Raw genomic sequence first — 7,705 nt, forward strand, 5'->3', positions numbered from 1 at the left:
TGCATCGCGAGCAAGCTCGCTCCCACAGGGGATGCAGGGAAATACAGGGACAATTCCACTGCGGCGATCTGATCCGCATAACCACTCCTCAGCTAAGTCTTTGCTTCTGCTCGTGAATCCCGGACAATCGCGCCCCTGTTTCGGTCAGGGCGCTGCCTGTCGGGGTTTTCCGACTCGTCCCGGCCGAGTGCATGTGACCGGAAAGCGGAGATCCGACCGGATGAATGATCAGGCCAATAGCGTCGAAGAGCGCTTTGAAACGACAGTCCCAGCCACCCTCAGCCAATGGAGTCGCCAGGACACCACCTGGATGCTGGGTCTGTTTGGCACCGCCATCGGTGCCGGCACTCTGTTCTTACCCATCAATGCGGGCCTGGGTGGCTTTTGGCCGCTGCTGATCCTGGCGTTGCTGGCGTTCCCCATGACGTTCTATGCCCATCGGGGCCTGACCCGTTTCGTGTTGTCCGGTCGCGATGGCGCGGACATCACCGAGGTGGTGGAAGAGCATTTCGGCCTCAAGGCCGGTGCGCTGATCACGCTTTTGTACTTCTTTGCCATTTTCCCGATCCTGCTGATCTACAGCGTGGCGCTGACCAACACGGTGGGCAGCTTCCTGGAACATCAGTTGCACATCCAGCCGCCCCCTCGGGCCGTGCTGTCCCTGGTGCTGATCCTCGGCCTGCTGGCGGTGGTCCGTTGCGGCGAGCAGGCGATCGTCAAGGCCATGAGCCTGATGGTCTACCCGTTCATCGTGGCGCTGCTGTTTCTGGCGGTGTTCCTGATTCCCCACTGGAGCGGCGGTATCCTGAGCACGGCGTCGACGCCGCCGGAACCTTCGGCGTTGTTGCATACCTTGTGGCTGGCGATCCCGGTGATGGTGTTCTCGTTCAACCACTCGCCGATCATCTCGGCGTTTGCGGTGGACCAGAAGCGTCGCTACGGCGCCAACGCCGAGGAGCGCAGTTCGCAGATCCTGTCGCGCGCCCATGTGCTGATGGTGGTGATGGTGCTGTTCTTCGTGTTCAGTTGCGTGCTGACGCTGACCCCGGCGCAATTGGCCGAGGCCAAGGCGCAGAACCTGTCGATCCTGTCGTACCTGGCTAACCATTTCAGCAATCCGACCATCGCCTTTGCCGCGCCGTTGATTGCGTTTGTCGCCATTTCCAAATCGTTCCTGGGGCACTACATCGGCGCCAGCGAAGGCCTCAAGGGCCTGATCGTCAAGAGTGGCCGCCGTCCGGCACCCAAGACCCTGGACCGCCTCACCGCAGCGTTCATGCTGGTGGTGTGCTGGATCGTCGCCACCCTCAACCCGAGCATCCTGGGCATGATCGAAACCCTGGGCGGCCCGGTCATCGCAGCCATCCTGTTCCTGATGCCGATGTACGCCATCCGCAAAGTCCCGGCCATGGCCCGCTATCGCGGCCAGGCCTCCAACGTCTTCGTTGTGTTGGTGGGGTTGGTGGCGATTACGGCGTTGGTCTACTCCCTGATGGCCTGACTGGACCACAATGGTTGTGGTGGCGTGCACAAGTCTGTAAGTCGACACCATTACCCGTGGCGAGGGAGCTTGCTCCCGCTGGGGTGCGAAGCGCCCCTGAGTCCTGACGACTCGGTGTGTCAGGCAAATGGTTGGGTCTGCTGCGCAGCCCAGCGGGAGCAAGCTCCCTCGCCACAAGGACCAGGCTGGATGCAGCATCGCAGTACACCACCGAACCCCTGTGGGAGCGGGCTTGCTCGCGAAAGCGGTGGTTCGGCTGGCATCGAAATGACAGGCATAAAAAAACGCCGCCCCTCGCAAGAAGGGCGGCGTTTTCAGTCGGGCGTTTTAAGCTTTACGCTTGAACGACCGGGATGTTGGCGTTTGCAGCCGCTTCACGGAACTCGGCGATCTGGTCGAAGCTCAGGTAGCGGTATACGTCCGCTGCCATGCTGTCGATCTTGCCGGCGTATTCCATGTACTCCTCGACGGTCGGCAGGCGACCCAGGATCGAAGCCACGGACGCCAGCTCGGCCGAAGCCAGGTAGACGTTCGCGCCGTCACCCAGACGGTTCGGGAAGTTACGGGTCGAGGTCGACACCACGGTGGAGTTCGGCTCGACGCGCGCCTGGTTACCCATGCACAGCGAGCAGCCTGGCATTTCCATCCGTGCGCCGGCCTTGCCGTAGATGCCGTAGTAGCCTTCTTCGGTGAGCTGGTGAGCGTCCATCTTGGTCGGCGGCGACAGCCACAGACGGGTTGGCAGCTGACCCTTGACCTGCTCCAGCAGTTTACCGGCTGCGCGGAAGTGACCGATGTTGGTCATGCACGAACCGATGAACACTTCGTCGATCTTCTCGCCAGCAACGCTGGACAGCAGACGGGCATCGTCCGGGTCGTTCGGCGCGCAGAGTACAGGCTCGCTGATGTCGGCCAGATCGATTTCGATGACTTCGGCGTATTCGGCGTCGGCGTCGGCTTCCATCAGTTGCGGGTTGGCGACCCAGGCTTCCATCGCTTGGGCGCGACGTTCCAGGGTACGTGCATCACCGTAGCCTTCGCCGATCATCCAGCGCAGCAGGGTGATGTTCGATTGCAGGTACTCGGTGATCGACTCTTTCGACAGCTTGATGGTGCAACCGGCAGCCGAACGTTCGGCCGAGGCGTCGGACAATTCGAAAGCCTGTTCCAGGGTCAGGCCTTCCAGGCCTTCGATTTCCAGGATGCGGCCGGAGAAGGCGTTTTTCTTGCCTTTCTTCTCGACGGTCAGCAGGCCGTTCTGGATGGCGAAGTACGGAATGGCATGAACCAGGTCACGCAGGGTGATGCCAGGTTTCATTTTGCCTTTGAAGCGCACCAGGATCGATTCGGGCATGTCCAGCGGCATGACACCGGTGGCAGCGGCGAACGCGACCAGGCCGGAACCGGCCGGGAACGAGATGCCCATCGGGAAGCGGGTGTGCGAGTCACCACCGGTACCCACGGTGTCTGGCAGCAGCATGCGGTTCAGCCACGAGTGGATGATGCCGTCGCCCGGACGCAGGGAAACGCCGCCGCGGGTCATGATGAAGTCAGGCAGGGTGTGGTGGGTAGTCACGTCGATCGGCTTCGGATAGGCCGCGGTGTGGCAGAAGGACTGCATTACCAGGTCAGCCGAGAAGCCCAGGCACGCCAGGTCTTTCAGTTCGTCACGGGTCATCGGACCGGTGGTGTCCTGGGAACCCACGGTGGTCATCTTCGGTTCGCAGTAGGTACCCGGGCGCACGCCTTGGCCTTCCGCCAGACCGCAAGCCTTGCCGACCATCTTCTGCGCCAGGGTGAAACCCTTGGTGCTTTCAGCGGGAGCTTCAGGCTTCTTGAACAAATCGAACGCTGGCAGGCCCAGTTCGGCGCGTGCCTTCTCGGTCAGGCCACGGCCGATGATCAGCGGGATACGACCGCCGGCACGGACTTCGTCCAACAGGACCGGGGTCTTCATTTCGAAGGTGGTCAGGACTTCATCGGTACCGTGCTTGCAGACTTTGCCAGCATGCGGGTACAGGTCGATCACGTCGCCCATGTGCATGTTGGACACATCGAATTCGATCGGCAGGGCGCCGGCGTCTTCCATGGTGTTGTAGAAAATCGGTGCGATCTTGCTGCCGAAGCAGAAACCGCCGGCGCGCTTGTTCGGAACGAAAGGAACGTCGTCACCGAAGAACCACAGCACCGAGTTGGTCGCCGATTTGCGCGACGAACCGGTACCGACCACGTCACCGACGTAGGCGATCGGGAAGCCTTGGCCACGCATCTCTTCGATCTGCTTCATCGGGCCGGTCTTGCCTTGTTCATCAGGCACGATGCCGTCACGGGCCATTTTCAGCATGGCCAGGGCGTGCAGCGGGATGTCCGGGCGGGACCAGGCGTCAGGGGCAGGGGACAGGTCGTCGGTGTTGGTTTCGCCGGTGACCTTGAACACCCGCAGGCTGATCTTGTCGGCCAGCACAGGGCGGTTCTTGAACCACTCGCCGTCGGCCCAGGATTGCAACACGGCCTTGGCGTGAACGTTACCGTTCTTGGCTTTTTCAGCCACATCGTGGAAGGCATCGAACATCAGCAGGGTGTGCTTGAGTTCCTTGGCGGCTACCGGCGCCAGTTCGGCGTCGTCCAGCAGTTCCACCAGGGTCACGATGTTGTAGCCGCCCTGCATGGTGCCGAGCAGTTCAACGGCGCGCTTCTTGTCCAGCAGAGGGGATTGGGCCTCGCCCTTGGCCAGGGCGGAGAGGAAACCGGCCTTGACGTAGGCGGCTTCGTCGACTCCAGGCGGAACGCGATTGGTGATCAGGTCAACGAGGAAAGCTTCTTCGCCAGCCGGAGGATTTTTCAGCAGCTCGATCAGGCCTGCGGTTTGTTCGGCGTTAAGCGGCTGGGGAACGATACCCAGGGCTGCGCGCTCTTCGATATGTTTGCGGTAGGCTTCAAGCACAGTTATTACCCTCATCAGTGGTCCCAAATGGGTGTCCGGGACGCTCATCCAGAAACCCACGGTACTCATGCGCGTCGGCGGCTTTTTGAGCCACCACGCCAGAGTTTCCGGAGTTCCTCACAGAAGCTGCTTTCAAAGTTTTACGCCTGCAGAACGGGAGCTGATGAGGGTTGGCGTTGGGCTTTCCCCGCTGGAAAGACCCTTCGCCAACACCGCTCTGAAGGAACGACTGTGCTCGTGACGCTTTGAAAACAGCTTCTAACGGACATTGGCGCCTTAAAAGGCTGGCTGATTCTACGGGAAAAAAAAATTAAAGGTAAGTTGGGCGCTCAAGTTTGAGGGGTGATCAATCTTAGACAAAGGGCTAACATGCCAGCCTGTCCTGCTTTTGCGTGTGCTTTCCCCTATGCCCAACCAGCTCATCAAGACCCCCTGCGTCGGCCTTTGCTCCACTGTCTACGGTGACCTGGTGTGCCGTGGCTGCAAGCGGTTCCACCATGAAGTGATTCACTGGAACGGCTACAACGAGGACGAAAAACGCGCGGTGTGGATGCGGCTCGAACAACTGTTGGTGCAGGTGATGGTGGCCAAGTTGGAGGTTTTCGACCCCGGGTTGCTGCGCCAGCAACTGGAATCGCGCAAGATCCGTTTTGTGCCGCACCAGTCGGAATATTGCTGGGCCTACCAGTTGATCGCCCGGGGCGCGCGGGTGATCAACAACCTGGAAGCCTATGGCATGGTGCTGATGCCGGAGTTTCGCGATTGGGACCTGCCGGACCTGCGCGATGCCATTGATCGGGAGTTTTTCCTTCTGTCCGAAGCCCATTACCAGCGGTACATCGCGCCCGGGTTCCTGAAGGATGCGATCGGCGGCTGACCCGGCCAGTGCAAAGGAGCTTTTGTGCCAGGGAGCTTTATTCCTTGGCCGCCAGCTCTACCAGATGGTCCTCGACCTCCTGCGGCTTGAGCACCAGTATGTCGCTTTCCAGCGTATCGAGCACCGCCTCGGCGGTATTGCCGATCAGCACCCCGGACAACCCTGAACGGGCCACGGTGCCGATCACCGTCACCGCCGCCTGCAGCTTGCGCGCCATGAACGGGATCAGTACATCCGCCGGGCCTTCTTCGATGTGCAGATGCTGGTCGTCGATGTCGAACTCGGCCTGGAACGCCTGGCATTGTTCGCGATACCGGGCCTCGATGGTTTCCTTGAGCTGGAAGGTCGGGTCGGCGGACGAGAGCATTGGCGTGGGATGGGCGCTGATGACATGCAGGTGCGCCTTGGCAAGGAGGGCGATGTCGTAGCCATGGTCGATGATGGTGGAGTGCAGGTGACGGTGTTCGTCGTCGGTATTGCCAACGTCGATGGCGGCCAGGATCACCTTGTCTTTCCAGGAGCCGGCGGTTTTCACCAGCAGCACCGGGGTGGGGCAATGGCGTAGCAGTTTCCAGTCCGCCGGGGTCAGCAGGGCTTTTTTCAATGGGCTGTCGGGGAAGTGCTGTTTGATCACCAGCCCGCAACCTTCAGCTTGCTGCACGTCGATGATGGTTTCGTAGAGGCTTTCGTTCCAGGCCTGTTCGGTGGTCACGCTGTAGCCGTCCGCCAGCAGCGCGGCCTTCAGCACGCCGAGCATGCCGGCGTGATCGTGCTTTTTGTCGCACACCAACAGGTGCAGGTGTGCCTGGGTCACACCGGCAATCAGTTTGGCGCGCTTGAGCGCCAGGCTTTCCGAATGTTCGGGCTCAATGACCACCAGGATGCTGCGAATGGCTTGCATGATCGGCGTTCTCCTGCAAATGAAAAGGCTGGCATTGCTCAACTATAGTTGTTGTGGGGCAGTCTAGTTGCTATGGGCGAGTCGCTGACTTGATGCATATCAATGGCGGTGGCTGGTGGTCTGGAGACAGGCCGGTATAATCGGCGCCCTTCGCTCGACTACCTTTGCCCGTGAGCCCCATGAATCTTCCCGAAATCCACGAATTCCTTGGTTGTCGCACCCCCGATGCCTGGGTCCAGGCCGCGCTGGCCGACCAGGAAACGTTGCTGATCGACCACAAGAACTGCGAATTCAAGGCGGCCAGCACCGCCCTGAGCCTGATCGCCAAATACCATTCCCACGTCGACCTGATCAACCTGATGTCGCGCCTGGCCCGGGAAGAGCTGGTGCATCACGAGCAGGTCATGCGCCTGATGAAAAAACGCAAGATCGGCTTGCGCCAGCTCTCCGCCGGGCGTTATGCCTCGGGGCTGCGCAAGGTGGTGCGCAGCCACGAGCCGGTCAAACTGGTGGACACCCTGGTGGTCGGTGCCTTCATCGAAGCCCGCAGTTGCGAGCGCTTCGAAGCTTTGGTGCCGCACTTGGACGAGGAGCTGGGCAAGTTCTATTTCGGCTTGCTGAAAAGCGAAGCCCGGCATTTCCAGGGTTACCTGAAACTGGCCTACCAGTACGGCGACGCCAAGGACATTGCCCAGGTGATCGACAAGGTCCGTGAGGCCGAGCGCGAGTTGATCGAATCGCCGGATGTGGAGTTTCGGTTCCACAGCGGTGTGCCGGCTCGATAGTGCAGAGGTGCCGGTACTGACGCTATCGCGAGCAAGCTCGCTCCCACATTGGACCTGGGAGGTTCACCCCCTGTGGGAGCGAGCTTGCTCGCGATGGGGCCCTATGCAGCACTGCATCTCTAAGTGACCAGCCCCAGGCGTTCATGCCACTGGGCAATGGATTCCTCGGGATAGACATCGAACCGCTGATCGCCCTTATGCGCCTCGACCTCCACCCACGGTGCCTTGGAACCGAGCATCAAGTGGGTGTGCTCCGGCGGTACCGGCAGCGGTGTGTCGATGGCTGAGGCAAACGGGTGCACCAGGTCCGGCCATTCGGGGCTGAACAACCACAACCCCGAACCGCACAGGGAGCAGAAATGCCGTTCGGCACTGCTGCGGTGGGCGCGTTTATCGCCTTCGTCCTTGAGCCGTGCATGGTAGATCGAGATGTGCTTGCGACCGTGCACCTTCAGGCTTCGGGCATCGCCCCCCAGGTTGATCGCATAACCGCCGCCGCCCTGGGTCTTGCGACAGATCGAGCAGTAGCAGCGTTGGTAAGGGTAGGGATGGGCACAGGCCAGGCTGAACGACACGGCGCCGCAGTGGCAGGATCCTTCGAGCTGCATGGGAACCTCCTATTGGGGACTGTAATGACTCTGGACAGCTCGGGCGGCCTGTTGTTCTGGACAGTTGAGCTCATGACTGACATGCGGAC

The 7,705-nt window shown here is 60.8% G+C and carries 6 protein-coding genes; 3 read left to right on the forward strand and 3 right to left on the reverse strand.

Annotation, left to right across the window (positions count from 1 at the left end):
• Positions 1–220: 220 nt before the first annotated feature.
• Positions 221–1,501: a serine/threonine transporter gene (locus tag J4E53_RS04715; RefSeq protein WP_060741954.1), complete on the forward strand. Its 1,281-nt coding sequence runs from the start codon at positions 221–223 to the stop codon at positions 1,499–1,501.
• 334 nt (positions 1,502–1,835) lie between these two features.
• Here the strand turns inward: J4E53_RS04715 and acnB are convergent, their stop codons facing one another.
• Entirely contained in the window at positions 1,836–4,445 is a 2,610-nt protein-coding gene (gene acnB / locus J4E53_RS04720) for a bifunctional aconitate hydratase 2/2-methylisocitrate dehydratase (protein WP_103308061.1), read from the reverse strand.
• Between the two features lie 406 nt (positions 4,446–4,851).
• On the opposite strand from acnB, the gene J4E53_RS04725 reads away from it, so the two are divergent.
• Positions 4,852–5,322 carry a DUF1289 domain-containing protein gene (locus J4E53_RS04725; RefSeq protein WP_060741956.1) on the forward strand — a complete coding sequence of 157 codons (471 nt, stop codon included), beginning with the start codon at positions 4,852–4,854 and terminating at the stop codon, positions 5,320–5,322.
• Positions 5,323–5,359: 37 nt separating this feature from the next.
• On the opposite strand, the gene J4E53_RS04730 is transcribed toward J4E53_RS04725, so the two are convergent.
• Positions 5,360–6,223 (reverse strand): universal stress protein, encoded by an 864-nt coding sequence (locus tag J4E53_RS04730; protein ID WP_060741957.1) that lies wholly within the window; start codon positions 6,221–6,223, stop codon positions 5,360–5,362.
• Positions 6,224–6,402: 179 nt separating this feature from the next.
• Between J4E53_RS04730 and J4E53_RS04735 the strand changes: the two genes are divergently transcribed.
• The gene (locus tag J4E53_RS04735) at positions 6,403–7,008 is read left to right on the forward strand and encodes a tRNA-(ms[2]io[6]A)-hydroxylase (RefSeq protein ID WP_060741958.1); all 606 of its coding nucleotides are present in this window, start codon (positions 6,403–6,405) and stop codon (positions 7,006–7,008) included.
• A 119-nt stretch (positions 7,009–7,127) separates the two neighbouring features.
• On the opposite strand, the gene J4E53_RS04740 is transcribed toward J4E53_RS04735, so the two are convergent.
• Entirely contained in the window at positions 7,128–7,616 is a 489-nt protein-coding gene (locus J4E53_RS04740) for a GFA family protein (protein ID WP_103308060.1), read from the reverse strand.
• Positions 7,617–7,705: the final 89 nt, after the last annotated feature.

The organism is Pseudomonas sp. FW305-28, from assembly GCF_017351395.1.
GTDB lineage: Bacteria > Pseudomonadota > Gammaproteobacteria > Pseudomonadales > Pseudomonadaceae > Aquipseudomonas > Aquipseudomonas fluorescens_AA.